We start from the raw sequence: 22,719 nt of genomic DNA on the forward strand, positions 1-22,719 counted from the left end.
CCTTCATGCACCTGAATGGCGGCTTACAGACCCTTTTTCAGCGCCTGAACCTTGTCCGTGGCTTCCCACGAGAATTCCGGCTCGGAACGGCCGAAGTGGCCATAGGCGGCAGTCTTGGCGTAGATCGGGCGCAGCAGATCCAGCATGTTGACGATGCCCTTCGGGCGCAGGTCGAAGTGCTCGCGCACCAGCTTGGCGATCTGGTCGTCGGGGATGACGCCGGTGCCTTCCGTGTAGACCGTGATGTTGATGGGCTCGGCCACGCCGATGGCGTAGCTGACCTGCACCTGGCACTGGCGCGCCAGGCCTGCGGCCACGATGTTCTTGGCCACGTAGCGGGCGGCGTAGGCGGCCGAACGGTCGACCTTGGACGGATCCTTGCCCGAGAACGCGCCACCGCCGTGCGGGCATGCGCCACCGTACGTGTCGACGATGATCTTGCGGCCGGTCAGGCCGCAATCGCCTTGCGGGCCGCCAATGACGAAGCGGCCGGTCGGGTTGACCAGGAACTTCGTTTTCGGCGTGATCAGGCCTTCCGGGAAGCTGGGCTTGATGATGTCTTCGATCACCGCTTCGCGGATGGTCTCTTGCGAAACCTCGGGCGCGTGCTGGGTCGACAGCACCACCGTGTCGACTTCAGCCGGGCGGCCGTCGATGTAGCGGAAGGTCACTTGGGACTTGGCGTCCGGACGCAGCCACGGCAGGCGACCATCCTTGCGCAATTCGCTCTGGCGCTGCACCAGGCGGTGCGCGTACCAGATCGGGGCAGGCATCAGGTCAGGGGTTTCGTCGCAGGCATAGCCGAACATCAGGCCTTGGTCGCCCGCGCCCTGGTTCAGGTAGTCTTCGGAGCTGCGGTCCACGCCCTGGGCGATGTCCGGCGACTGCTTGTCGTAGGCGACCAGCACCGCGCAGCCCTTGTAGTCGATGCCGTATTCGGTGTTGTCGTAGCCGATGCGGCGGATCGTGTCGCGCGCGACCTGGATGTAGTCGACGTTGGCGGTGGTGGTGATCTCGCCAGCCAGCACTACCAGGCCGGTGTTGCACAGCGTCTCGGCTGCGACGCGCGCATTCGGGTCCTGCGTGAAAATGGCGTCCAGGATCGAGTCGGAGATCTGGTCGGCAACCTTGTCAGGATGCCCTTCAGAGACGGATTCGGAAGTAAAGAGAAAGTCGTTGTTGGCCACAGATGCGTCCTTGGTGGCCGGCATTGCCGGCGCATAGGTTCACGAGGCGCGTTGCACCCCCGACGCATGACACACGCTAATCTGGGCGCGACGCTTTAGCGGATTTGGCAAAAGGCGCGCAAAGCGCTACACCCTTGCCGTCGCCCCGCAAGTTGTCGGTTAACTCGGCGACTGACCTATTTTAAGCGAAAATGCGGTTCTGCCGCCAAAAGCCAGGGGCGTATGCATATTCTCCCTGAGCCCGGCGCACTTTCCGCCCGTCCCACTTTCCTGCCGCATGCTGCTCTTCCTGTTCAGACTATTCGCCGCCCTGCCCCTCTCCGTCGCGCACGCCGTGGGGCGTCTCGCCGGGCGCGCGATCTACGCCTGGCCGGGCAAGTACCGCCAGCGGCTGCAGGCCAATGCGATCCAGGCCGGCTACGCCGATCCTGCTTTCGCGCGGCGCGCAGCGGGTGAAATCGGCGCCATGATCCTGGAGAGCCCGCGCGTCTGGTTCCGCAACGAGCAAAGCCTGGCCCAGGTCGTATCGGACGACAACGACATCGTCAGCGCGGCCCGCGCCGAAAACCGGGGCATCCTGTTCCTGACGCCGCATCTGGGCTGCTTCGAGATCACGGCCCGCTACCTGGCCCGCCAGATGCCCATGACGGTCATGTTCCGGCCCCCGCGCAAGGATATCCTGGCCCCGTTGCTGGAAACCGCGCGCAACACCTCGGCCGTCAATGCCGTGCCAGCCACGATGCAAGGCGTGCGCGAATTCGTCCGCGCCCTGCGCCGCGGCGAATCCGTCGGCATGCTGCCCGACCAGGCACCCAGCGTGGGCGACGGTGTCTGGGCGCCGTTCTTCGGGCGCATGGCCTACACCATGACGCTGCCCGGCAAGCTGGCCACGCAGACGGGCGTACCCATCATCCTGACCGCGGGCGAACGGTTGCCCGGAGGCCGGGGCTGGCGGATCCACTATGTGCGTGTGCCCGAGCCTCTGCCTGCGGACGCCGAAGCGCAGGCAGCGCTGCTCAACGCAGCCATGGAAACGCTGATCCGCCGGTGCCCGGAGCAATACCTCTGGAGCTACAACCGCTACAAGACGCCGCGCGGCGCGCCCGCGGCGCCTGCCGTCGACCCCGCGTCCCCGGCGAATTGAACCGCTGCGCCCCGTCCGCTCCATATTGCTCACCATGACTGATTTCAAAACGCGCGCGCTGGTATCCCTGTTGAAATGGTTCGGCCGCATCAAGCCGTCGACGCGATTGCGCATCGGCGCAGGCCTGGGCTGGCTGGCGCCGCGGCTGGCCAAGTCGCGCACGCGCATCGTGCGCCGCAATCTCGAACTGTGCTTTCCCGACCAGCCCGAACATGTCCGCGAACAATGGGTCGCGGACCACTTCCGCGCGCTGGCGCAATCCATCGTCGACCGCGGCGTGCTCTGGTACGGCACGCCCGAGGCCATTAAAGAGATGGTGACGCAAAGCGGCGCGGAACGGATCAACGAACTGGTCGCGCAAGGCCGCCCAGTCATCCTGCTGGCGCCGCATTTCATCGGACTGGACGCCGCCGCCACGCGGCTCACCATGGAGGTGCCCAGCGGCGCCACCATGTACACGCCGCAAAGCGACCCCCAGGTCGACGCCATCGTGGCGGCGGGCCGCAAGCGCTTTAACGAAGTGTTCCTGGTCAGCCGCAAGGACGGCGTGCGCGACCTGATCCGGCATCTGCGCGAGCGCCGCCCCGTCTATTACCTGCCGGACATGGACTTCGGGCGCCAGGGCGCCACCTTCGCGCCCTTCTTCGGCGTGCCGGCGGCCACCTTGCTGGCCACCGCCCAACTGGCCAAGAAATGGGATGCCGCCGTGCTGCCGATCCTGGACTTCTGGAACCCGGATACCGGCCGCTATCATGTCGAAGTTCTGCCGCCGCTGGCCGACTTCCCGGGGGAGGACTCGCTGGAAGACGCCACGGCCCGCCTGAACCTCGAGCTCGAATCCTGGGTGCGCCGCTGCCCCAGCCAGTACTACTGGGTCCATCGCCGCTTCAAGACCCGTCCGCCCGGCGAACCCAAGCTCTATTGAATTTCGGGCTCGCGCCGCCCGTTCCCCAATATGGGCGATAATCCGGTAATGAACTGGAACTTCACCAAAATGCATGGCGCGGGCAACGATTTCGTCGTACTCGACGGGGTCCGCCAGACCATCGAAATGACGCCCGAGCGCGCCCGCGCCCTGGGCGACCGGCATTTCGGCATCGGCGCCGACCAGATCCTGCTGGTCGAACGCGCGACCCGCCCGGACGCGGACTTCCGCTATCGCATTTTCAATTCCGATGGCAGCGAGGTCGAACATTGCGGCAACGGCGCGCGCTGCTTCGTGCGCTTCGTGCACGAACAAGGCCTGTCCGACCGCAACCCGCTGCGCGCCGAGATCGCGACCGGCATCCTGGTCCTGGATGAAGGCGACGACGAACAGGTCACCGTCGACATGGGCAGTACGCGCTTCGAGCCTGCCGCGCTCCCCTTCGACACCGCCGGCCTGGCCTCGCGCACCCAAGGCCAGGACACGCTGTGGGAACTGGAACTGGACGCCCCTGCGGGCCTGCCGCGCACGGTCGCGGTTTCGGCCGTGGCCATTTCCAATCCGCACGCGGTGCAGGTGGTGGACAACGTCGACACCGCGCCCGTGTCCGTCCTCGGTCCGCTGATCGAAACCCATCCTCGCTTCCCGCGCCGCGTCAACGCCGGTTTCATGCAGGTGGTGGACCGCAACAACATCCGCCTGCGGGTGTTCGAACGCGGCGCGGGCGAGACCCTGGCCTGCGGCACCGGCGCCTGCGCCGCGGTCGCTGCCGGCATCCGCCGCGGCCTGCTGGACTCGCCAGTACGCGTGCAAACTCGCGGCGGCATGCTCACCGTCGCCTGGAATGGCGAGCAACTGCGCATGACCGGTCCCGCCGAGTCCGTTTTCACGGGGCAGGTCGACATCGACAAGCTCGTCTTCTCCATGGGGCTGAACCGATAAGCCATGACTGATACTGCTTTTACCGCCCAGGATATCGCTGGTTTCCTGCAAGAGAACCCTGGCTTCTTCGACGACCACGCGGATGTCTTCGCCACGCTTCAAGTGCCCCATCCGCATGGCTCGCGCGCCATTTCTCTGGGCGAGCGCCAGATCCTCACGCTGCGCGAGCGCAACCGCGAACTGGAATGGCGCCTGAACGAACTCGTACGCAACGCCACTGCCAATGAAAGCATCGGCACGCATGTGGCCAAATGGTGCTGCCGCCTGCTGTCCGAATGCGATCCGCAACACGTGCCCGGCGAAATCGCCCTGGGGCTGGCCGAACAGTTCGAGCTGAACCACGTGGCGCTGCGCCTTTGGGACCTGTCGGAACTGCCGGCGACCGGCTACGGCGAACCCGTCACGCAGGATGTGCGCACCTTCACCGATAGCCTGAAGACGCCTTACTGCGGCACCGATACCGAATTCGAAGCGGCCGGCTGGCTGGACGCCAAGCCCAAATCGCTGGCGCTGGTGCCGCTACGCCTGGAAGCGGACGGCCCCGCCGTCGGCCTGCTGGTGCTGGGCTCGGACGACCCCGAGCGCTTCAACCCCGAAATGGGCACCACGTTCCTGGAATCCATCGGCCAGCTGGCTTCGGCGGCACTGCATCGCCTGAATCCAGCCTCGCCCAAGGCCTAGCGGACGCGGGCGGACGCCATGTCGAAAACACCAGATACGGCCCCGCCCGAAACTCCCCTGCCGGACGCCATGAGCGCCTGGCTGCGCCATCTGGAAACGAATCGGCGCTATTCCCCTCATACGCTGGACGGCTACCGCCGCGAGCTGCATTTCCTGCGCGACCTGGCCGACCACGCCAAGCTTCCGCTGGACAAGATCGGCAACGGCCATATCCGTCAGTTCGTGGCGCGCCTGCATGCCCAGGGCCGCGGGCCGCGCAGCCTGGCGCGCACCTTGGCGGCATGGCGCGGCTTCTATCAATGGTGGGCCCCGGCAATCGAGCTGGCCGGCAATCCCGTGGCCGGCGTGCGCGCGCCCAAGGCGCCGCGCGGCCTGCCCAAGGCCTTGTCCGTGGAACAGACCCAGGCCCTGCTGGACCGCCCGCCCGCACAAGTGGCCACCGAGCCCGCAGCGCTGCGCGACCAGGCCATGCTCGAACTGCTTTATTCCAGCGGCCTGCGGCTGTCGGAACTCGTCGGGCTGGACCTGCGCTACCAGCGTTCCGGCGATTACGAATCGCGCGGCTGGCTAAGCCTCGAAGAGGCCGAGGTCGTCGTGCTGGGCAAGGGCGGCAAGCGCCGTTCGGTACCGGTGGGCCAAGCCGCCCTGGCGGCCCTGCGCAAATGGATTGCGGTTCGCCCGCAACTGGCCCCCTTCACGGCACAGCCCGAGGACGCGGCCGCGTTGTTCCTCGGCGCGCGCGGACGCCGCATCTCGCCACGCGTGGTGCAGTTGCAGCTGGCCCGCATCGCGCAACAAGCCGGCGTGCCCACGCATGTGCACCCGCACGTGCTGCGCCACAGCTTCGCCAGCCATGTGCTGCAATCCGCGCAGGATTTGCGCGCGGTGCAGGAAATGCTGGGCCACGCCAACATCTCCACCACCCAGATCTATACGCGGCTGGACTTCCAGCATCTGGCCCGCGCCTACGACCAGGCGCATCCTCGGGCCGGACGCAAATCCTGAACGGCCGAGGCCGCTTGCATACGCCCTGAATGTCGCCCGCGTAGAGAAAGCCCGCGGGCGCGGCGACTACCCGCCTCCCGCTATCACGCCGCCCAGCAGCATCACGCCCAGCAACAACACCGCCAATGCCGCCAGCGCTTCCACGCCGTAGCGCAAACGCGCCGCGCCTTTGCTGGACAGGCGGTGGCCGATGCGCTCGGCCGCGCCGCCCGCTGCAACGGCCAGGCAGGCGAGCACCGCCACGGTCAGTCCGGTACCCAGTCCCATCGCCAGGGCCGAGGCCACGCCAGCCAGAAAGAAGCCTTGCGCCAGGGCGAACACCAGCACGATCAGCGCGCCGCTACATGGACGTAGCCCCACGGCCAGTACCGCTGCCCATGCGCGGCGCCAGTTGAGCGGGCCCGCGACTTGCTCCGGCGCCGGCGCATGCGAATGGCCGCAGGCGCAATCTGCCCCGTGATCGTGAAGATTGTGGTGCGGGTGGGCATGCGGGTGGGCATCCACGTGGGCGTGCCCATGAGCGTGCGCATCCCCGCTGCCGTGGAAATGGCCATGGCTGTCATGGGCGGCAGCAACGGACACGCGCCTGGCCCGCCCCCGCAGTAACGGACGGATTGCCTTGACCCACACCAGCCACGTCCCAAGCAACGTCACCAAGGCGTAGGAAATCAGCTCAAGCCAGCGTGTCGCGTTGTTCATCGTTGCAGCCGTGGCATTGAAGACCAGCGCCAACGCCGCCACCAGCGCGATCGCCACCAAGGCCTGGATCAACGCGGACACCAACGCCAGCAGCGCGCCATTGCGGGCGGTCTGGCGATTGGCCAGCACATAGGAAGAGATCACCGCCTTGCCATGCCCGGGCCCCAGCGCGTGGAACACACCGTATGCGAACGACAGACCGATCAAGGTCCAGGCTGCGCCACCGTCCGCCTGCCAGGCGCGCACCGCCCCCGTCAACTGCCGGTAAAAATGGCTCTGCCAAACGGACACCTGGCCGAAAAAGCCAGCCAGCCAACCTGGGCCGCCCATGCCCGCGCCGCTTTCCGGCACGCCAAAGGGATGCGCGCCCTGGGCCATGGCGGCGCCCGCCCCGCCCAGCAGCAAAACCGTCAATAGCAGCAAGGCCGGCGCTAGGGGCAACGTACCTCGATGCGATGCGTGAGTCCTTTGGTGATGGCGAATAGCTCGTCCGGCAAGGCGTCCGGGTCGGCCGGGATAGCGGCCAGTTGCTGCATGGTTTTCCAATCCAGTTCCTTGGGCTTGCGGTAGGCGGATGTACAGGCACGGGTGTCCTGGCCGCCCAGCGAGACTGCGCCGCTTTCCTCAAAAGCGTAGGCCACGAAATAGGTGGGATCGTAAATATCCACCTGCGCGCCGCGGGCGCCTGGCGCCACGGGTGTGGCCAGAGGCAGGGTGAAGGACAGCGTCAGCCGCGTCGTCTTCGGATCCCAGTCGACGCGCGCATCGCGCGGGGCCGCAAACACGGCCGTCTTGCCGTCCACCGTAACGCGGGTGAAGTAGTGCGAGATCGGCTCGCCCAGCGCCTGCATCCAGTCCCGCGCCATGCCCTGCAGGATCTCGGGCGACAACGAGCCGTCCTTGCCCTTCTTCAAACCCTGCGTGGCGTAGGCGCCGAACATGTCGTCGAAACGCCAGACCTGCCGCACCGCAGTGATGCGCTGCTGTTCATCGATATCGATGGCCGCGCGGGCATCGATCCACATATGGGGGTGCGCGCTGGCGGCGCCTGCCGCCAGCAGCATCCCCGCCGCGGTCAAGGCTGCATGGCCGCGGCGAGCTGACTTGCGTTCCATTCAAACATTTCCAGATAGGTAGCGCCGGGCTGTCCAGGTTTGGACAAGGCATCGGAATAAAGCGTACCACCCACCTTGGCGCCGGTTTCGCGGGAAATCTGCTGGACCAGTCTGGGGCTGCTGATGTTTTCCACGAAGACCGCCGGCACGCGTTCGCGCTTGACCTGCTCGATGATGCGGGCCACCTCGCCTGCGGCGGGCTCCGCATCGGTCGACACCCCCATCGCGGGGATAAAGGCTACGCCGTAGGCATCGCCAAAGTAGCCGAAGGCATCGTGCGAAGTCACGATCTTGCGGCGCTCGGCCGGGATTGCGGCAAAGGTCTTGCGGACCTGGGCATCCAGCGCTTGCAGGCGCGCGACATAGGCCTCGGCGCGCTGGCGGTACGCTTGCGCGTGCGCCGGGTCGGCGGCGGCGAGACCCTCCGCCACATTGCGCGCGTACATCACGCCATTGGCCAGGTCCTGCCATGCGTGCGGATCGGCGCCGCCATGATGGTGACCGTGACCATGTTGGTGTTCTTGATCGTGGTCGTGGTCGTGGTCGTGGTCGTGGTCGTGGTCGTGGTCGTGGTCGTGGTCGTGGTCATCATCATGCCCGTCGCCCGCGAACTTACGCGCCTTCACCCCCTGGGAAGCGACCACGGTGGCGCCGCCAAAGCCGGATGCCTTCGCCAGGCGCGGCATCCAGGTCTCGAAATCCAGGCCGTTGACGAACAGCACGCGCGCGGCGGCCAGTTTCTTGGCATCGCCGGGCGTGGGCTCGTATTCGTGCGCGTCGCCGTCGGGGCCCACCAGCGTAGCCACGTCGACATCCTTTCCACCCACTTCGCGCACGATGTCGCCCAGGATGGAAAAACTGGCCACGGCTTTCAGCGGCTCGGCGGCATGCGCGACGCCGAACAGCGTGGACAGGCACAAGCCTGCCATGGCAAGCAGCGCGCGGCGGCGTGCCAGGGGTTGGAAACGCATGGCGTATCTCCTATTGATAAGTCAGGCCCGGCGCATGCGGCGCCGCGCCGGCAGCAGTCCGCCTTGCGGACCGCCCACGATGGAAAACAGATAACAGGCGCCGGCCGCCAGAATGATGGCGGGCGAGGCGGGCACGTTGTAGTGGTACGAAATGAGCAGACCCGCCACCGAGGCCGCCACACCCAATCCCGCGGCCAGCGGAATCTGGCGGGCAGCCGAGCGGACCCAGAAGCGCGCGGCGGCGGCGGGCAGCATCATCATGCCGACCACCATAAGCGTGCCCAGCACCTGGAATCCCGCCACCAGGTTCACCACCACCAGCACCAGGAACCCCATGTGAACCCAGCCTCCGCCGCCGCCGCTGGCGCGCAGGAAGCCCGGGTCCAGGCATTCGGCCACCAGCAGTCGGTAGATCGCGGCCAACACCAGCAGCGTCACGCTGGCCGTGGCGGTAACCAGCAGCAGCGCCGCGTCATCCAGCCCCAGCACCGTGCCGAACAACACATGCAGCAGATCCATGTTGGAGCCGCGCAGCGACACGAGCAGCACGCCCAGCCCCAGGGATATCAGGTAGAAGGCCGCGAAGCTGGCGTCTTCGCGCAACGGAGTCAGGCGCGCCACGAGCCCCGCCAGCAGGGCCACGGCCAGTCCCGTGACGATGCCGCCCAGCATCATCGCGCCCAGCGACAGGCCGGCCAGCAAGAAGCCCGCCGCCACCCCCGGCAGGATGGCGTGCGACATGGCATCGCCCATCAGGCTCATGCGCCGCAGCACCAGGAACACGCCCAGGGGGGCAGCGCCCAGCGACAGGGCGCAGGCGCCCGCCAGCGCGCGCCGCATGAATCCGTAGTCGAGGAAGGGCGAAAGCACCCATTGCGCGAGGCTCATGCGCGGCTCTCCGCCGACCATTGCCGCGCCCGCTTCAAATGCGCGTCATTCAGGGTGTCATCGGTATTGCCCCAGGCCACCACCGAACCGGACAACAGCAGGCATTCGGGGAAGTGGTCGCGCACGAGGTCCAGGTCATGCAGCACCGCGATCACGGTACGGCCCTGTCCATGCAGTCCGCAGAGCAAAGCCATCAGGTCATCTGCCGTATGGCTGTCCACCGCGGCGAAGGGTTCGTCCAGCAGCAGCACGGGCGCATCCTGCATCAACATCCGCGCAAACAGCGCGCGCTGCATCTGTCCACCCGACAGTGCGTCCACGCCGCGTCCTGCCGCGTCCGCCATGCCCACGGTTTCCAGCGCGTCCATGCAACGGTCCAGCTCTTCATTGGCATAGCGGCGCCATCCCCCCACGCGACGCCACGCGCCCATGGCCACCAGGTCAAGCACCGACACCGGAAATGAACGGTCCAACTCGGCGGCCTGGGGCAGCCAGGCCAGCTCCGATCGCCCCCCGCCGCTGATGCGCACACTGCCGGCCATGGGACGCAGCACGCCCATGATGCCCTTGATCAGGGTGGACTTGCCGGCGCCGTTGGGCCCCACCACGGCGGTCATGGCGCCCGCGGCGAAACGTCCCGACACGGACTTGAGCGCCGCGTGCCCATGCCAGCCGAAAGAAGCATCTGCCAGCTCGATCGTGACCGGCGCGTTCATCGCGGCCACCAGTCCAGTGCCCAGCCGGTCAAGGTCCAAAGCAAGGCCACGGCGGCCAGGGCGATACCCATGCGGCGCCAGGCTGAGACCAGGAAGGCGGAACGCGGTGGAAGGGTTTGCCGGAACGGGGCGTCGGGCCGCCGGGGCAAAAGCGTGAAATGGGACATGGAAGGAATGCGGAGGAGAATTTCGGCTGCAGCCCGTTTTTATTATGTTATATCATAACTAAAAGGCTTGATTCTTCGGCGTTCGCCCGCAGCCGGATGTTTTCTGCTACCTTCCAGGCATCTCGCGCGCATTGCGCGCGTTTCCCATAGAGATAAAGCCAGCCATGTCCGCACCGCCCCGCCCCCCTCGCAGCGATACCGTCGGCGCCCAGCTCAGCGTCGCCGAAGCGCTATGCGAGCAGCGCGGACGCCGCCTCACCCCCATACGCCGCAAGGTGCTGGAACTGCTGCTGCGGCATGGCCGCAGCCTGAAGGCCTATGAATTGCTGGACGCGATGCGCGCGGTGCATCCAGGAGCCGCGCCCCCGACCGTGTACCGCGCCCTGGACTTCCTGATGGACGAGGGCCTGATCCACCGCCTGGATGCGGTCAACGCCTGGAGCGCCTGCCACGATGCCGGCGGCGCCCCCCATGACCTGCTGGTGGTCTGTACGGGCTGCGGTGCAGTCGCGGAAGTGTCCGACCCCGCCATGAGCCGCCAATTGGCCGAACGCGTGGCCCAGACCGGTTACGTCCTGGCGACGCATGAAACCGAAATCCGCGCGCTGTGTCCCCAGTGCCAGCAAAAGCAGCCCGCCGCGGACGCCGGCCACGGCCACCACCATCATTAAGAATTAGTGCCTGCGGGGCAGGCACTGCCCTGCCTCTCCACCCTCAGGCGCAAGCCCGCACGCGGCAGCTCGCCCGGAAGTGCGCATCGCGCCCTTGAAATCCGGCAAACCGCCCCCAAATAGTGGTATCGCCCGATACTTGACGGCGTACGGACGCCATCTGGATGGCTACGGCCCCAGGGTTGACCCTGGGTTTGCCCCCTGCCCCCGACTGTGCTGTAATCCTGCGTCCGGCCGCTGCAGGCGGCCCATGCAGCCTGCGGCAAACATCCTCCGGCAAAGACTGGGAAACCCCGTTCACACGTCGCACGACGGCGTTGCAAAACAGGGTTGCGATCCCCGCCGAGAGTTCCTGTTTAACGCCTTGACTTCACGCTAGCAGCTTCGCCATGAACACCCCGCGCAGTTTGGACAAAATGGTTCCCGTCACCATCCTCACCGGCTTTCTCGGTGCGGGCAAGACCACCCTGCTCAAACGCATCCTGACCGAATACCATGGCCGCCGCGTCGCGGTCATCGAAAACGAGTTCGGGCCGGAAAGCATCGACAACGACCTGCTGGTGCAGGACAGCAACGAAGAAATCATCGAGCTGTCCAACGGCTGCGTCTGCTGCACGGTGCGCGGCGACCTGATGCGCACCCTGGGTGAACTGCGTGCCAAGCGCGAAGCGGGCGAACTGACTTTCGAACGCGTCATCATCGAGACGACCGGCATGGCCAACCCCGGCCCCGTCTGCCAGACGTTCTTCATGGATGACGATATCGCCGAGTACTACCGTCTGGACGCGGTGGTTACCGTGGTCGACGCCAAGCACGGCATGGCCACCCTCGACGCCCAACCCGAAGCCCAGAAGCAGGTCGGTTTCGCCGACCGCATCCTGATCTCGAAGCGGGACTTGGTCAACGAAGTCGACTACGAAGCGCTGCGCCACCGTCTGGTTCACATGAACCCGCGCGCGCCGATCACGCCGGTCAACTTCGGCGAAGTCGATCTGAAGTCCATCATTGACATCAGCGGCTTCAACCTGAATTCCATTCTGGACATCGACCCGGATTTCCTGGCCGATGAACACCCCGACGCCGCCCACGATCACGACCATGGACACGAGCATGGCCATGACCACGGTCACGATCACGACCATGATCACGAAGGCGAGTGCGGGGCGCATTGCAATCATGCCCATCATCATCACCATCATCAGCACGACGACGAAATCGGCGCGTTCGTGTTCCGTTCCAACAAGCCGTTCGATCCCGCGCGGCTTGAGGAATTCCTGGGTGGCGTGGTGCAGGTCTATGGTCCCGACCTGATGCGCTACAAGGGCATCCTGTACATGAAGGGCATCAACCGCCGCATGTTGTTCCAGGGTGTGCACATGATGATGGGCGCCGAACCCGGCAAGCCGTGGACCGCAGCCGAAAAACCGTCCACGAAGATGGTTTTCATCGGCCGTAAGCTGCCCCAGGAGATTTTCACCCGGGGCTTGGAGCAGTGCCTGGCGGGGTAATCCCCCTTCCTGACGTGACGTGATGCGACGAAGGCAGTACTGTGAGGTACGAATAGCGTAGGCAACAAGTAATACGGACCGGGAATGGACGCCCGCGCCAGGATCGATTCATAGTGGAGTGTTTTCATGGCTACCAAGGCAGCAACCAAGAAATCAAGCAAGTCGACGAGCGATACGGCGATTGATCTGCCCAGCGAGAAAGAATTGCTGGCCATGCCCGAGTCCGACTATATGAACGAACGCCAGCTGGCATTCTTCAAGGAACGGCTCAAACAACTCGAGCAGGACATCCTGGCCAACGCCGGCGAGACCACCGAGCACCTGCGGGAAACCCAGTTCGTGCCCGATCCCGCCGACCGCGCCACGATCGAGGAAGAACACGCCCTGGAGCTGCGTACCCGCGACCGCGAGCGCAAGCTGCTGAAGAAGGTGCAACAGTCCATCGCCCGCATCGACAGCGGCGAGTACGGCTGGTGTGAAGAAACCGGCGAACCCATCGGCATCCCGCGCCTGTTGGCACGCCCGACGGCCACTCTGTCGCTCGAAGCGCAGGAACGCCGCGAGATGCGTCAGAAGCTCTACGGCGACTGATCCGTCCCGTATTCAAGCCATGCGCTGAAAGGCTATGCTGGTTTCCAGCATGGCCTTTTTTTCAGGCCGGCTCCAAAAGGGGACGCAATCGTCCTGCCTTGATTTCCTCGGAACCGCCCCCAGCTAATCCCTTCATAGGAAGGAACGCATGGAACAATTTCACGCCACCACCATCGTGTGCGTGCGCCGCGGCAACCGCGTCGCACTGGGCGGCGATGGCCAGGTCACCCTGGGCAACATCGTCATCAAGGGCACTGCCCGCAAGATCCGCCGCCTGTACCACGACAAGATTCTGGCCGGCTTTGCCGGCGCCACCGCCGACGCGTTCACCCTGCAGGAACGCTTCGAAGCCAAGCTGGAAAAACACCAGGGCAATCTGATGCGCGCCGCGGTCGAACTGACCCGCGACTGGCGCACCGACCGCGTGCTGCGCCGCCTGGAAGCGATGCTGATCGTTGCCGACGCCGAGCACACCCTCGTGCTGACCGGCAACGGCGACGTGCTCGAACCGGAACACGGCCTGGCGGCCATTGGCTCCGGCGGCGCCTACGCCCAGTCGGCCGCACTTGCGCTGCTGCGCAATACCGAGCTGCCGCCCGAGACCATCGTCAAGCAATCGCTGGAAATCGCCGGCGACCTCTGCATTTACACCAACCAGAACCACGTCATCGAAACGCTGGGTGACTGACGTCCGCTGGCGGCGCCCAGCGCGCCGCGGCCCCACCCCAGCCCGCCCTAGCTTCAAGGATCCGCCCTCATGTCCGCATCCAACATGACGCCCGGAGAGATCGTCTCCGAACTCGACAAGTACATCGTCGGCCAGAACCGTGCCAAGCGCGCCGTGGCCGTGGCGCTGCGCAACCGCTGGCGCCGCCAGCAAGTCGCCGAGCCCCTGCGCCACGAGATCCACCCCAAGAACATCCTCATGATCGGCCCCACCGGCGTGGGCAAGACCGAAATCGCGCGCCGCCTGGCCAAGCTGGCCAACGCGCCCTTCATCAAGATCGAAGCCACCAAGTTCACCGAGGTGGGCTACGTGGGTCGCGACGTCGACACCATCATCCGCGATTTGACCGAATACTCGATCAAGCAGACCCGCGAACTGGAAATGCGCCGCGTGCGCACCCAGGCGGAAGACGCTGCCGAAGACCGCATCCTGGACGCCCTGGTCCCGCCCGCGCGCGGCGCCTCCGGTGAACCGGAACGCGGCGAGGACAACAGCGCCCGCCAGACCTTCCGCAAGCGCCTGCGCGAGGGCAAGATCGACGACCTCGAGATCGAGATCGAAGTCGCCCAGGCCGTGCCGCAGATGGACGTCATGACGCCCCCGGGCATGGAAGAAATGGCCGAGCAACTGCGCGGCATGTTTGCCGGTCTGGCCCGCGACAAGAAAAAGCCGAAGAAGATGAAGGTGCGCGAGGCCTTCAAGCTGATCGTCGACGAAGAGGCCGCCAAGCGCGTCAACGAAGAAGACCTGCGCACCGTGGCGATCAACAATGTCGAGCAGAACGGCATCGTCTTCCTGGACGAAATCGACAAGATCGCGGCCCGCCAGGAATCCGGCGGCGCGGACGTGTCGCGCCAAGGCGTGCAGCGCGACCTGCTGCCCCTGGTTGAAGGCACCACCGTCAACACCCGCTACGGCATGGTGCGCACGGACCACATCCTGTTCATCGCGTCCGGCGCTTTCCATCTGTCGCGCCCCTCGGACCTGATCCCCGAACTGCAGGGCCGCTTCCCGATCCGCGTCGAACTCGAATCGCTGACCGCCGAAGACTTCGTGCGCATCCTGTCCGACACGGACGCGTCGCTCACCAAGCAGTACACGGCGCTGATGGCGACCGAAGACCTGCAGCTGGAATTCACGGAAGAAGGCGTGCGCCGCCTGGCCGAGCTGGCCTACGAGGTCAATGAAACCACCGAGAACATCGGCGCCCGTCGCCTGTACACGGTGATGGAAAAGCTGCTGGACGAACTGTCCTTCGACGCCACTTCCAGCAGCGACAAGAGCGTGAAGATCGACGCCGCCTACGTCAACGCGCAATTGGCGGAAGCCGCCAGCAGCCAGGACCTGGCGCGCTACGTGCTGTAAAGCGCGGGCGCGCGCCGCGCGCTCACGACAAAACGCCGTCCGGCGCCTCGAGGCAACGGACGGCGTTTTCTTGGGCGGCGAGCGGACGGCGTCAGTTCGCGATCGCGGTGACCATGTACTTGCCGTCCTTGCGAACGGCGGTGAAGCGCACCTTGTCGCCCGCCTTGATCTTGGCCAGCAACGCCGGATCCGCTTCATAGACCAGCGTCATGGCGGGCAGGTCCAGTTGTTTGATGGCGTCGTGCTTGATCGTGACCTTGCCGGCGGCCGGATCCACGCGCCGCACTTCCCCGCTGGCCTCTGCCTGCTGGGCGAACGCCAGCGGCGCTGCCAGCGTGACGACGGCCACTACCGCGGCTGCGGCCATGGGTATTGCATACTTGCGGTCAAAAACCATGCAGATATCCTCCGATTGCAAGAAAAGCGTGGAGCCGGCATGCGCCGCCCCCTGCTATCCGTAGTGCTAGGATACCGCCCTTGTGCAACAGTTCCCCCGCCGTGACGCAACAATTCTGACAGTTGATTGCTGAACGCACGGCCCGCGCCGCCGAGCATCATGGCTGGACGCAAAAGCTATACCTTTCGTCACTCATTTCAGGAGCTCCCATGGCCAACCGCTTATCCGTCATTGCCACCCGCACGGGAGACGACGGCACCACGGGTCTTGGGGACGGGTCCCGGACACCCAAGGACGCCCCGCGCATCGCAGCCATGGGCGACGTCGACGAATTGAACAGCGTGATCGGCGTTCTGCTGACGGAAGACCTGCCCGCCGATATATCCACCGACCTGCTGGCCATCCAGCATGATCTGTTCGACATGGGCGCGGAGCTCTGCATCCCTGGCCATACCGCGCTGACGGACGAACACATCGCCCGTCTGGACGCCCGCCTGGTCCACTATAACGAGACCCTGGCGCCCTTGCGCGAGTTCATCCTGCCGGGAGGCTCACGCGGCTCGGCGCAGGCGCATGTGGCACGAACGGTCTGCCGCCGCGCCGAACGTGCCGTCGTGGCGCTGGCCCGGGTCGACCCGGTAAACCCGCCGGTGCGCCTGTACCTGAACCGCCTGTCGGACCTGATGTTCGTGCTGGCGCGTTGTATAAACCAGCATGCGGGGCAGAAAGACACGTTCTGGGCCGGCGCCCAGGCGCGCAAGTAGTCTCGCGCCCGGCCGCGCCTGTCGCGGTTGGGCCTGGGAAGCGTAATAAATTGGGCAAGGGCGGCGTGAAAATTCTATTGCTGGGCAAGGACGGCCAAGTCGGCCAGGAACTGCGCCGCGCCCTGCTCCCCCAGGGAGAACTCGTGGCGCTGGGGCGCGGCGACGTCGATCTACGCGACCAGGACGCCCTGCTCGCGCTTCTGTCGTCCCACCGGCCGGATGCAATCGTGAATGCCGCCGCCTATACGGCAGTGGATGCCGCCGAGACCGACCGCGATACCGCCGCCCAGGTCAACGCCGCGGCGGTCGCCACCCTAGCGTGCCATGCCCGGACGGCCGGTGCCTTGCTGGTCCATTTTTCCACCGACTATGTGTTCGACGGTACGCAAGAGCGGGCCTATCGGGAAACCGACAGCCCCAATCCCTTGAACGTATATGGCAGCACCAAGCTGGCGGGCGAGCATGCCATCCAGGCCGCCGGTTGCGATGCGCTGGTGTTCAGAATCGGATGGATTTATTCAACGCATGGCCGGAATTTCCTGAAAACCATGCTGCGTTTGGCGGGGGAACGGGAACGCCTGGAGGTGGTGTCCGATCAGCACGGCACGCCCACGTCGGCCGAGCTGGTCGCGGACCTTGCTGCCCTGGCGATCCGCCAACATCAAGCGGGTCGGTTGCCCGGGGGGACTTACCACTTGGCCGCCGGCGGCTCGACCAACTGGCATGCCTATGCAAAATACATTGTTGCCGGGGCCGCTGCGCGCGGCGCCATACTGGCTTTGCCCCCCGAACGGATACATGCGATTGCCGCCCGGGACTATCCGGCGGCCGCGCAACGGCCGTGCAACTCCACGCTGGATACGACCAAACTGTCGCGCGCACTTGAACTGCGCATGCCATCATGGACCGAACAGGTGGATCGCACCCTGGATCAGCTCATCCAACCTGGCAAACAACCCGCATTCTGATGAAAGCCACTCCTCTCGCCATTCCCGACGTGCTGCTGCTGGAACCCAAGGTATTCGGTGACGAACGCGGCTTTTTCTTCGAGAGCTTCAACCAGGCTGTGTTCGAGGCGGCCACGGGACTTCAGCGCCGGTTCGTGCAGGACAACCACTCACGCTCGGTCCAGGGCGTGTTACGCGGGCTGCATTATCAAGTCGAACAACCTCAGGGCAAGCTCATGCGCGTCTGCGCGGGCGAGATCTTCGACGTGGCGGTGGACTTGCGCCGCGGCTCGCCGTCATTCGGCAAATGGGTAGGCACGCTGCTCAGCGCGGAGAACAAGCGCCAAATATGGATTCCCGAGGGCTTCGCCCACGGCTTCCTGACGCTGTCGGACGCTGCCGAGGTCCTGTACAAAACCACGGATTATTACGCCCCGCAGCACGAACGCTGCATCCGGTGGGACGATCCGGACCTGGCGATCGCCTGGCCCTGCCGGCAGCCGCCGCTGCTTTCCGAGAAGGATCGCAACGGCGCGTCGTTCGCCGACGCGCCGGCCTGCTGATTCAGTTCACGCCAGCGGCGTGCGCCTGTTCGTCGGCGTGGTACGAAGAACGCACCATCGCGCCCACCGCAGCATGCGAGAAGCCCATGGCATAGGCTTCGCGCTCAAACATGGCAAAGGTGTCCGGATGCACGTAGCGCAACACCGGCAGGTGGTGCTCCGAGGGCTGCAGGTACTGGCCGATGGTCAACATGTCCACGTTATGCTCGCGCATGTCGCGCATCACCTGCAGGATTTCCTCGTCGGTCTCACCCAGGCCCAGCATCAGGCCGGACTTGGTGGGGACCTCGGGGTGCAGCTTCTTGAACTCCGCCAGCAGCTTCAGCGAATGCATGTAATCCGAACCCGGACGCGCCTGCTTGTACAGGCGCGGCACGGTTTCCAGGTTGTGGTTCATGACGTCCGGAGGGCCGGCGTTCAGGATGGTCAATGCGCGGTCCAGGCGGCCGCGGAAGTCGGGGACCAACACCTCGATGCGGGTGTTGGGCGACAGTTCGCGGATATGGGTAATGCAATCCACGAAGTGGCCGGCGCCGCCGTCGCGCAGGTCGTCGCGGTCCACCGAGGTGATCACGACATACGACAGCTTCATCGCGGCGATGGTGCGCGCCAGGTTCAGGGGTTCATTGGTGTCCAGTGGATCAGGGCGGCCGTGGCCCACATCACAGAAGGGGCAGCGGCGCGTGCACTTGTCGCCCATGATCATGAACGTGGCCGTGCCCTTGCCGAAGCATTCGCCGATGTTCGGGCAGGACGCTTCCTCGCACACCGTGTGCAGGTTGTGCTCGCGCAGGATGCGCTTGATGTCGTAGAAGCGCGAGCCGGGCGCGGCGGCCTTCACGCGGATCCACTCGGGCTTCTTCAGGCGCTCCGCCGGAACGATCTTGATGGGAATGCGCGCCGTCTTGGCCTGCGATTTCTGCTTTTGCGTCGGATCGTAAGCCGCGTCCGCGGGCGCAGCGGTGGATTCGTTCGAGGGAACAGGAGACTCGGCGAGCGTAGACATGGGACACCTTCATGACCGGCGCGCGGACACGCCGGGTCTGGGACAAAAACGGCATTTTACCCTCCGCCGCCCGGATCCGCCCGGCGGGGCACCGCCCCCCGGGCGACCCGCGCCCGCGGCCGGGGCTGGCCTGGGTTATCGTCACGCCTGATGACCCCGCCGATTTCACCCATGCCTTCCCTGCCCCTGCCACGCCCCATCGCCCTGATCGCGCCCCGACTGGACTGGGCGCCCGCGGCCCGCGCCATGCAGGCCTGCACCGAATTGCTGTTGCCCGCCGGCTACTACCTGGCCGCCGGCCCCTGGCAAGAGGCCGCGTCCCTGCCTCGGCTCGGCGACCTGCATCCGGCCGCCGCCCTGATCATCGGCCCGCTGGACAATCCCGCCCTGCGCAACGCCGTGGCCGCGCTGGAGATCCCCGTCGTGGAAACCTGGAGCGCGTCCGCCCAGCCGCTGGACAGCGCCATTGTGATCGACAACGAGGAAGCCGGCCGCATGGCAGCGCGGCACCTGGCCGCCAAGCGCCACGCGCGCGTGGCCTGCATCAGCGCCGACAATCCCTGGGAACGCGCCCGGCGCGAAGGCTTCATCAGCAGCGCAGCCGCGCTGGGGCTGGAATTGGTTGCGGACATCGTGCAGCCCGAGGTCCAGCACATGAACGACGGCCGCATGGCGTTCCTGCGCCTGCTGGCCACCAACACGATCTTCGAAGCCGTGTTCTGCACGACGGACCTGCTGGCGGCAGCCGCGGTGTCGGAAGCCCATAACCGCGACCTGCACGTGCCGCAAGACCTGGCCGTGCTGGGCTATTCGGACGACGGCAGCGCCGCGCAATGGGCGCAAGGCTTGACGACCCTGGGCGCCGATGCCGCCATCCTGGGCCGGCGTGCCGGTCAACTGCTGCTGGACCGCCTGGAAGGCGAACGCGGGACGGGCGAACGTGTAACCGTGGAAGTGATGCTGGAAGAACGGCTGAGCACCTAGCTCAGTTAACCCGTCAACCCGCGCTACGTTTCATACAGCGCCGGAAAACCGCAGTCCTCCAGCATGGCGTTGGCTTCCCGCAGGAACGCGGGCGTGGCCGTTTCCGGCACGCGGACCAGCCATTGCGCGGCATCTTGCTTGCGCCCGCGCAGCAACAGCAGCCGCCCGAGATGGAACATGCCCCGGAAATCGCCCCCCTCGGCGCAGCGCCGATAGCAATCGAAGGCATGCTCCATGTCCTGCCCGACCACCTCGCCGGCTTCATAGTAGCGGCCGACCACGCCGATCGACTTCACATGGCCGGCGTCTGCCGCTTTCTGATAGAGGGCCAGCGCTGCCGCGGAATCCTGCGCTACGCCGCCGCGGCCGCTGCGCAGCATATGGGCGTAGTTGTACATGCCCCAGTCCAGGCCGTGGTCCGCGGCCAGCCGGAACCAGTAAGCCGCGACGGTGTCGTCCCGAGGCACGCCCCAGCCGTTCTCGTAGCAGCGGCCCACCATATTGACGGCCATGGGATGGTCGGCATGGGCGGCGCGCTTGAACCAGGCCAGCCCCTGTTCCGGATCGCGCTCAACGCCCACGCCGTCCAGCAGCATCTGCCCGTAGATGGTCTGGGCTTCGATCAGCCCCAGTTCGGCCGCGGCGCGAATCCATCCGGCATAGTCCTCGGCGGGACCGTGCTCGCGCAAGCGGGCCAATGCCTCGGGGGTGGTCGCGGCCACATCGGCTGCGCTGTAGGTCTTCATGTTTTGTTCCTTGCCCGGTCCCAGGCCTGCGCCAGATTGCGCGCCAGCGCCTCACCGGTCTCGGTAGGCTCGCGACGCACGCCACAGGCCGCCATGTCCACGGTGCGCAGCCCTGCATAGCCGCAAGGATTGATGCCGAGGAACGGCGCCAGGTCCATCTGCACGTTCAACGAAACGCCGTGGTAGGCCCGGCCATTGCGGATCTTGATGCCAAGAGCTGCGATCTTGGCCAGCTCGCCGCCGTCCGGATCGGGCACATAGACCCCTGGCGCGCCAGGCTTGCGGCAGGCATCGGCCACCCCCATCTCGGCCAGCGTGTCGATGACCGCACCCTCGAGCAGATTGACGTATTCCTTGACGTAGATGTCGGCGCGGCGCAGGTCGAACAGCGCATAGGCCATGACCTGGCCTGGACCGTGGTAGGTCACCTGTCCGCCGCGGTCGCAGTGGACGATGGGGATATTGCCGGGGTTGAGCACGTGCTGGGGCAGGCCAGCCTGCCCCAGCGTATAGACGGGCGCATGCTCGCAGAGCCAGATCTCGTCAGGCGTATCGGCGCCGCGCAGATTGGTGTACGCCTGCATGTCGTGCCAGACCGACAGGTAGTCGGCCGGCCGCGCGAGCCACTTGATCACAGCAGTCCTGCTTTTGCGCTAGAGGACGATGGACACCATCGGGTGGCCGTGCAGGGCACGGTAGAGCGCGTCCAGTTGCTCGCGCGAGGTCGCGCGCACCGTGAAGGTCAGGCCCATGTAGTTGCCGCCCTTGCTGGGCCGCATCTCCACCGTGGCGGCGTCGAATTCGGGATCGAATTGCAGCACGACTTCGGTCAGCGTCTGCGCGAACTCGGGATGCTGCTTGCCCATGACCTTGATGGGAAAGTCGCTGGGATATTCGATGAGGGATTCTTCGGGCGGGATTTGTTGCATGATGTGCCTATATGGTGTTGCCCCCCAGGGCGCGGCCACCGCTCGATTGCACCCAAGGGTGTCTGCCACGGGGCGGCCAGATCCTGTTTATATGGGGGCAAACCGCCAGCTGGCAAGGCCGCCGGGGCGGCCCCGCGGGAGCCGCCCGGGGACGCCGGACTTAAAGCGCGGCGATGCGGGCATCATAACCCGCCCGCAATTGCGCAAAAACAGGGCCGGGCTTGCCCGAGCCCACCGGCTTGCCGTCCAGCGACACGATGGCCAGCACTTCCTTGGTGGCCGAGGACAGCATGAGCTCGTCCGCCTGTTCCACCTCTTGCCGCGAGATGGGACGCGACTCGAACGGGATGCCGGCCTCGGCGGCCAGCTCGCCCAGCAAGCCGTAGCGGATGCCTTCCAGGATCAGGTTGTTCTTGGGCGGCGCCAATAGCTTGCCGCCGGAAACCACCCAGATATTGGTGGACGAGCCTTCCGTCAGATAGCCGTCGCGGAACTGCACCACTTCGTCGACCTGCGCATCAACCGCCTGCTGCTTGGCCAGCACGTTGCCCAACAGGGAAACCGACTTGATCTCGCAGTGCAGCCAGCGTTCGTCGGGAATGCTGATGGCGGCGAGGCCACGCTCGCGCTGCGCGGCAGGCGGCGGCGCCCAGGCCGAGATCATGCCGAAAACCGTCGGTGCGACGGGAGTGGAGGGGAACTGGTGGTCGCGCTTGGCCACGCCGCGCGTCACCTGCAGGTAGACGATGCAGGTTTCCAGGTTGGTTCGCGCCAGCAGCTGCTGGATCAGGTCGATCCAGCCTTCGCGGTCGAAGGGCTGGGCAATCCGCAAGGCAGCCAGGCTGCGGTCCAGACGGTTGAGGTGTTCGGCCATGCGGAATGCATTGCCTTGGTACACGGGGACGACTTCGTAGATGCCGTCGCCGAAAATGAAGCCGCGGTCGAGGACGGAGACCTTGGCCTCGTCCACGCGCAGGAACTCACCGTTGAGATACACCTGGCTTTCGCCCGGCACGCCCGGAATCATGAGGCACTCCTGAGTATGAAATGGATAGGGACGAACCGCCCGGCCCGTCCCGTG

26 protein-coding genes are annotated in these 22,719 nt (G+C 65.9%); 14 read left to right on the top strand and 12 right to left on the bottom strand.

Features of this window, described 5'->3' with window-relative positions:
- Positions 1–23 precede the first annotated feature (23 nt).
- Complete coding sequence (gene metK, locus VCS63_RS01735) at positions 24–1,187, bottom strand: methionine adenosyltransferase (RefSeq protein ID WP_042797501.1); 1,164 nt, start codon at positions 1,185–1,187, stop codon at positions 24–26.
- 277 nt (positions 1,188–1,464) lie between these two features.
- Here metK and VCS63_RS01740 point away from each other — a divergent pair, with 277 nt between their 5' ends.
- Genes VCS63_RS01740 through xerC form a run of 5 tightly spaced genes read left to right on the top strand, consistent with a single transcriptional unit; the run spans position 1,465 to position 5,884 of the window.
- Positions 1,465–2,331 carry a lysophospholipid acyltransferase family protein gene (locus VCS63_RS01740; RefSeq protein WP_063641458.1) on the top strand — a complete coding sequence of 289 codons (867 nt, stop codon included), beginning with the start codon at positions 1,465–1,467 and terminating at the stop codon, positions 2,329–2,331.
- A 34-nt stretch (positions 2,332–2,365) separates the two neighbouring features.
- Complete coding sequence (locus VCS63_RS01745) at positions 2,366–3,256, top strand: lysophospholipid acyltransferase family protein (protein WP_063641459.1); 891 nt, start codon at positions 2,366–2,368, stop codon at positions 3,254–3,256.
- Between the two features lie 30 nt (positions 3,257–3,286).
- The gene (dapF, locus tag VCS63_RS01750; protein ID WP_042796024.1) at positions 3,287–4,198 is read left to right on the top strand and encodes a diaminopimelate epimerase; all 912 of its coding nucleotides are present in this window, start codon (positions 3,287–3,289) and stop codon (positions 4,196–4,198) included.
- Between the two features lie 3 nt (positions 4,199–4,201).
- Complete coding sequence (locus VCS63_RS01755) at positions 4,202–4,879, top strand: DUF484 family protein (RefSeq protein ID WP_063641460.1); 678 nt, start codon at positions 4,202–4,204, stop codon at positions 4,877–4,879.
- Between the two features lie 18 nt (positions 4,880–4,897).
- Positions 4,898–5,884 (top strand): tyrosine recombinase XerC, encoded by a 987-nt coding sequence (gene xerC / locus VCS63_RS01760; protein ID WP_063641461.1) that lies wholly within the window; start codon positions 4,898–4,900, stop codon positions 5,882–5,884.
- A 66-nt stretch (positions 5,885–5,950) separates the two neighbouring features.
- On the opposite strand, the gene VCS63_RS01765 is transcribed toward xerC, so the two are convergent.
- The 5 genes from VCS63_RS01765 to VCS63_RS01785 are packed head-to-tail and all read right to left on the bottom strand — an operon-like array spanning position 5,951 to position 10,273.
- Positions 5,951–6,961, bottom strand: coding sequence for a nickel/cobalt transporter (locus tag VCS63_RS01765; RefSeq protein ID WP_323879038.1), 1,011 nt, complete (start codon positions 6,959–6,961; stop codon positions 5,951–5,953).
- A gap of 53 nt (positions 6,962–7,014) precedes the next feature.
- Positions 7,015–7,698, bottom strand: coding sequence for a DUF1007 family protein (locus VCS63_RS01770; RefSeq protein ID WP_275300879.1), 684 nt, complete (start codon positions 7,696–7,698; stop codon positions 7,015–7,017).
- A complete protein-coding gene (locus VCS63_RS01775; protein WP_323878106.1) occupies positions 7,659–8,669 on the bottom strand; it encodes a metal ABC transporter substrate-binding protein in 1,011 nt (336 codons plus the stop codon). The genes VCS63_RS01770 and VCS63_RS01775 overlap by 40 nt, the downstream gene beginning before the upstream one ends.
- Positions 8,670–8,690: 21 nt before the next feature.
- On the bottom strand, positions 8,691–9,557 hold the full coding sequence (locus tag VCS63_RS01780) for a metal ABC transporter permease (protein ID WP_063641464.1): 867 nt from the start codon (positions 9,555–9,557) through the stop codon (positions 8,691–8,693).
- Complete coding sequence (locus VCS63_RS01785) at positions 9,554–10,273, bottom strand: metal ABC transporter ATP-binding protein (protein ID WP_063961474.1); 720 nt, start codon at positions 10,271–10,273, stop codon at positions 9,554–9,556. The genes VCS63_RS01780 and VCS63_RS01785 overlap by 4 nt, the downstream gene beginning before the upstream one ends.
- 331 nt (positions 10,274–10,604) lie before the next feature.
- On the opposite strand from VCS63_RS01785, the gene VCS63_RS01790 reads away from it, so the two are divergent.
- The 5 genes from VCS63_RS01790 (at position 10,605) to hslU (ending at position 15,302) form a co-directional block, all read left to right on the top strand.
- Positions 10,605–11,111: a Fur family transcriptional regulator gene (locus tag VCS63_RS01790; protein ID WP_042796020.1), complete on the top strand. Its 507-nt coding sequence runs from the start codon at positions 10,605–10,607 to the stop codon at positions 11,109–11,111.
- A gap of 389 nt (positions 11,112–11,500) precedes the next feature.
- A complete protein-coding gene (locus VCS63_RS01795; protein WP_042796019.1) occupies positions 11,501–12,619 on the top strand; it encodes a CobW family GTP-binding protein in 1,119 nt (372 codons plus the stop codon).
- A gap of 126 nt (positions 12,620–12,745) precedes the next feature.
- Complete coding sequence (dksA, locus tag VCS63_RS01800) at positions 12,746–13,210, top strand: RNA polymerase-binding protein DksA (RefSeq protein WP_006389752.1); 465 nt, start codon at positions 12,746–12,748, stop codon at positions 13,208–13,210.
- Between the two features lie 148 nt (positions 13,211–13,358).
- The gene (gene hslV, locus VCS63_RS01805; protein ID WP_008160807.1) at positions 13,359–13,898 is read left to right on the top strand and encodes an ATP-dependent protease subunit HslV; all 540 of its coding nucleotides are present in this window, start codon (positions 13,359–13,361) and stop codon (positions 13,896–13,898) included.
- A 69-nt stretch (positions 13,899–13,967) separates the two neighbouring features.
- Positions 13,968–15,302, top strand: coding sequence for an ATP-dependent protease ATPase subunit HslU (gene hslU, locus VCS63_RS01810; RefSeq protein ID WP_042796018.1), 1,335 nt, complete (start codon positions 13,968–13,970; stop codon positions 15,300–15,302).
- Positions 15,303–15,393: 91 nt separating this feature from the next.
- Here the strand turns inward: hslU and VCS63_RS01815 are convergent, their stop codons facing one another.
- A complete protein-coding gene (locus VCS63_RS01815; RefSeq protein WP_042796017.1) occupies positions 15,394–15,699 on the bottom strand; it encodes a copper-binding protein in 306 nt (101 codons plus the stop codon).
- Positions 15,700–15,908: 209 nt separating this feature from the next.
- Here VCS63_RS01815 and VCS63_RS01820 point away from each other — a divergent pair, with 209 nt between their 5' ends.
- The 3 genes from VCS63_RS01820 (at position 15,909) to rfbC (ending at position 17,973) form a co-directional block, all read left to right on the top strand.
- A complete protein-coding gene (locus tag VCS63_RS01820) occupies positions 15,909–16,463 on the top strand; it encodes a cob(I)yrinic acid a,c-diamide adenosyltransferase (RefSeq protein WP_042796016.1) in 555 nt (184 codons plus the stop codon).
- 65 nt (positions 16,464–16,528) lie between these two features.
- Positions 16,529–17,431 carry a dTDP-4-dehydrorhamnose reductase gene (rfbD, locus tag VCS63_RS01825; RefSeq protein ID WP_323878110.1) on the top strand — a complete coding sequence of 301 codons (903 nt, stop codon included), beginning with the start codon at positions 16,529–16,531 and terminating at the stop codon, positions 17,429–17,431.
- Positions 17,431–17,973: a dTDP-4-dehydrorhamnose 3,5-epimerase gene (rfbC, locus tag VCS63_RS01830; RefSeq protein ID WP_042796015.1), complete on the top strand. Its 543-nt coding sequence runs from the start codon at positions 17,431–17,433 to the stop codon at positions 17,971–17,973. The genes rfbD and rfbC overlap by 1 nt, the downstream gene beginning before the upstream one ends.
- 1 nt (position 17,974) lies before the next feature.
- On the opposite strand, the gene lipA is transcribed toward rfbC, so the two are convergent.
- Positions 17,975–18,979, bottom strand: a complete 1,005-nt coding sequence (gene lipA / locus VCS63_RS01835) for a lipoyl synthase (protein WP_042796014.1) — start codon at positions 18,977–18,979, stop codon at positions 17,975–17,977.
- A 171-nt stretch (positions 18,980–19,150) separates the two neighbouring features.
- On the opposite strand from lipA, the gene VCS63_RS01840 reads away from it, so the two are divergent.
- Positions 19,151–19,963 carry a LacI family DNA-binding transcriptional regulator gene (locus tag VCS63_RS01840; RefSeq protein ID WP_175200377.1) on the top strand — a complete coding sequence of 271 codons (813 nt, stop codon included), beginning with the start codon at positions 19,151–19,153 and terminating at the stop codon, positions 19,961–19,963.
- 23 nt (positions 19,964–19,986) lie between these two features.
- Here VCS63_RS01840 and VCS63_RS01845 read toward each other — a convergent pair whose 3' ends face one another.
- The 4 genes from VCS63_RS01845 to VCS63_RS01860 all read right to left on the bottom strand — a co-directional run bounded on the left by VCS63_RS01845 (position 19,987) and on the right by VCS63_RS01860 (position 22,665).
- Positions 19,987–20,709 (bottom strand): tetratricopeptide repeat protein, encoded by a 723-nt coding sequence (locus tag VCS63_RS01845; RefSeq protein WP_323878112.1) that lies wholly within the window; start codon positions 20,707–20,709, stop codon positions 19,987–19,989.
- Positions 20,706–21,344, bottom strand: a complete 639-nt coding sequence (lipB, locus tag VCS63_RS01850; protein WP_042796011.1) for a lipoyl(octanoyl) transferase LipB — start codon at positions 21,342–21,344, stop codon at positions 20,706–20,708. Before lipB ends, VCS63_RS01845 begins: the two co-directional genes overlap by 4 nt.
- 18 nt (positions 21,345–21,362) lie before the next feature.
- A complete protein-coding gene (locus VCS63_RS01855) occupies positions 21,363–21,638 on the bottom strand; it encodes a YbeD family protein (RefSeq protein ID WP_042796010.1) in 276 nt (91 codons plus the stop codon).
- Between the two features lie 160 nt (positions 21,639–21,798).
- Complete coding sequence (locus VCS63_RS01860) at positions 21,799–22,665, bottom strand: D-amino acid aminotransferase (RefSeq protein ID WP_042796009.1); 867 nt, start codon at positions 22,663–22,665, stop codon at positions 21,799–21,801.
- Positions 22,666–22,719: the final 54 nt, after the last annotated feature.

Origin of the sequence: Achromobacter sp. D10, assembly GCF_035282245.1 — a bacterium.
GTDB classification, from domain to species: Bacteria; Pseudomonadota; Gammaproteobacteria; order Burkholderiales; family Burkholderiaceae_B; genus Achromobacter; species Achromobacter insolitus.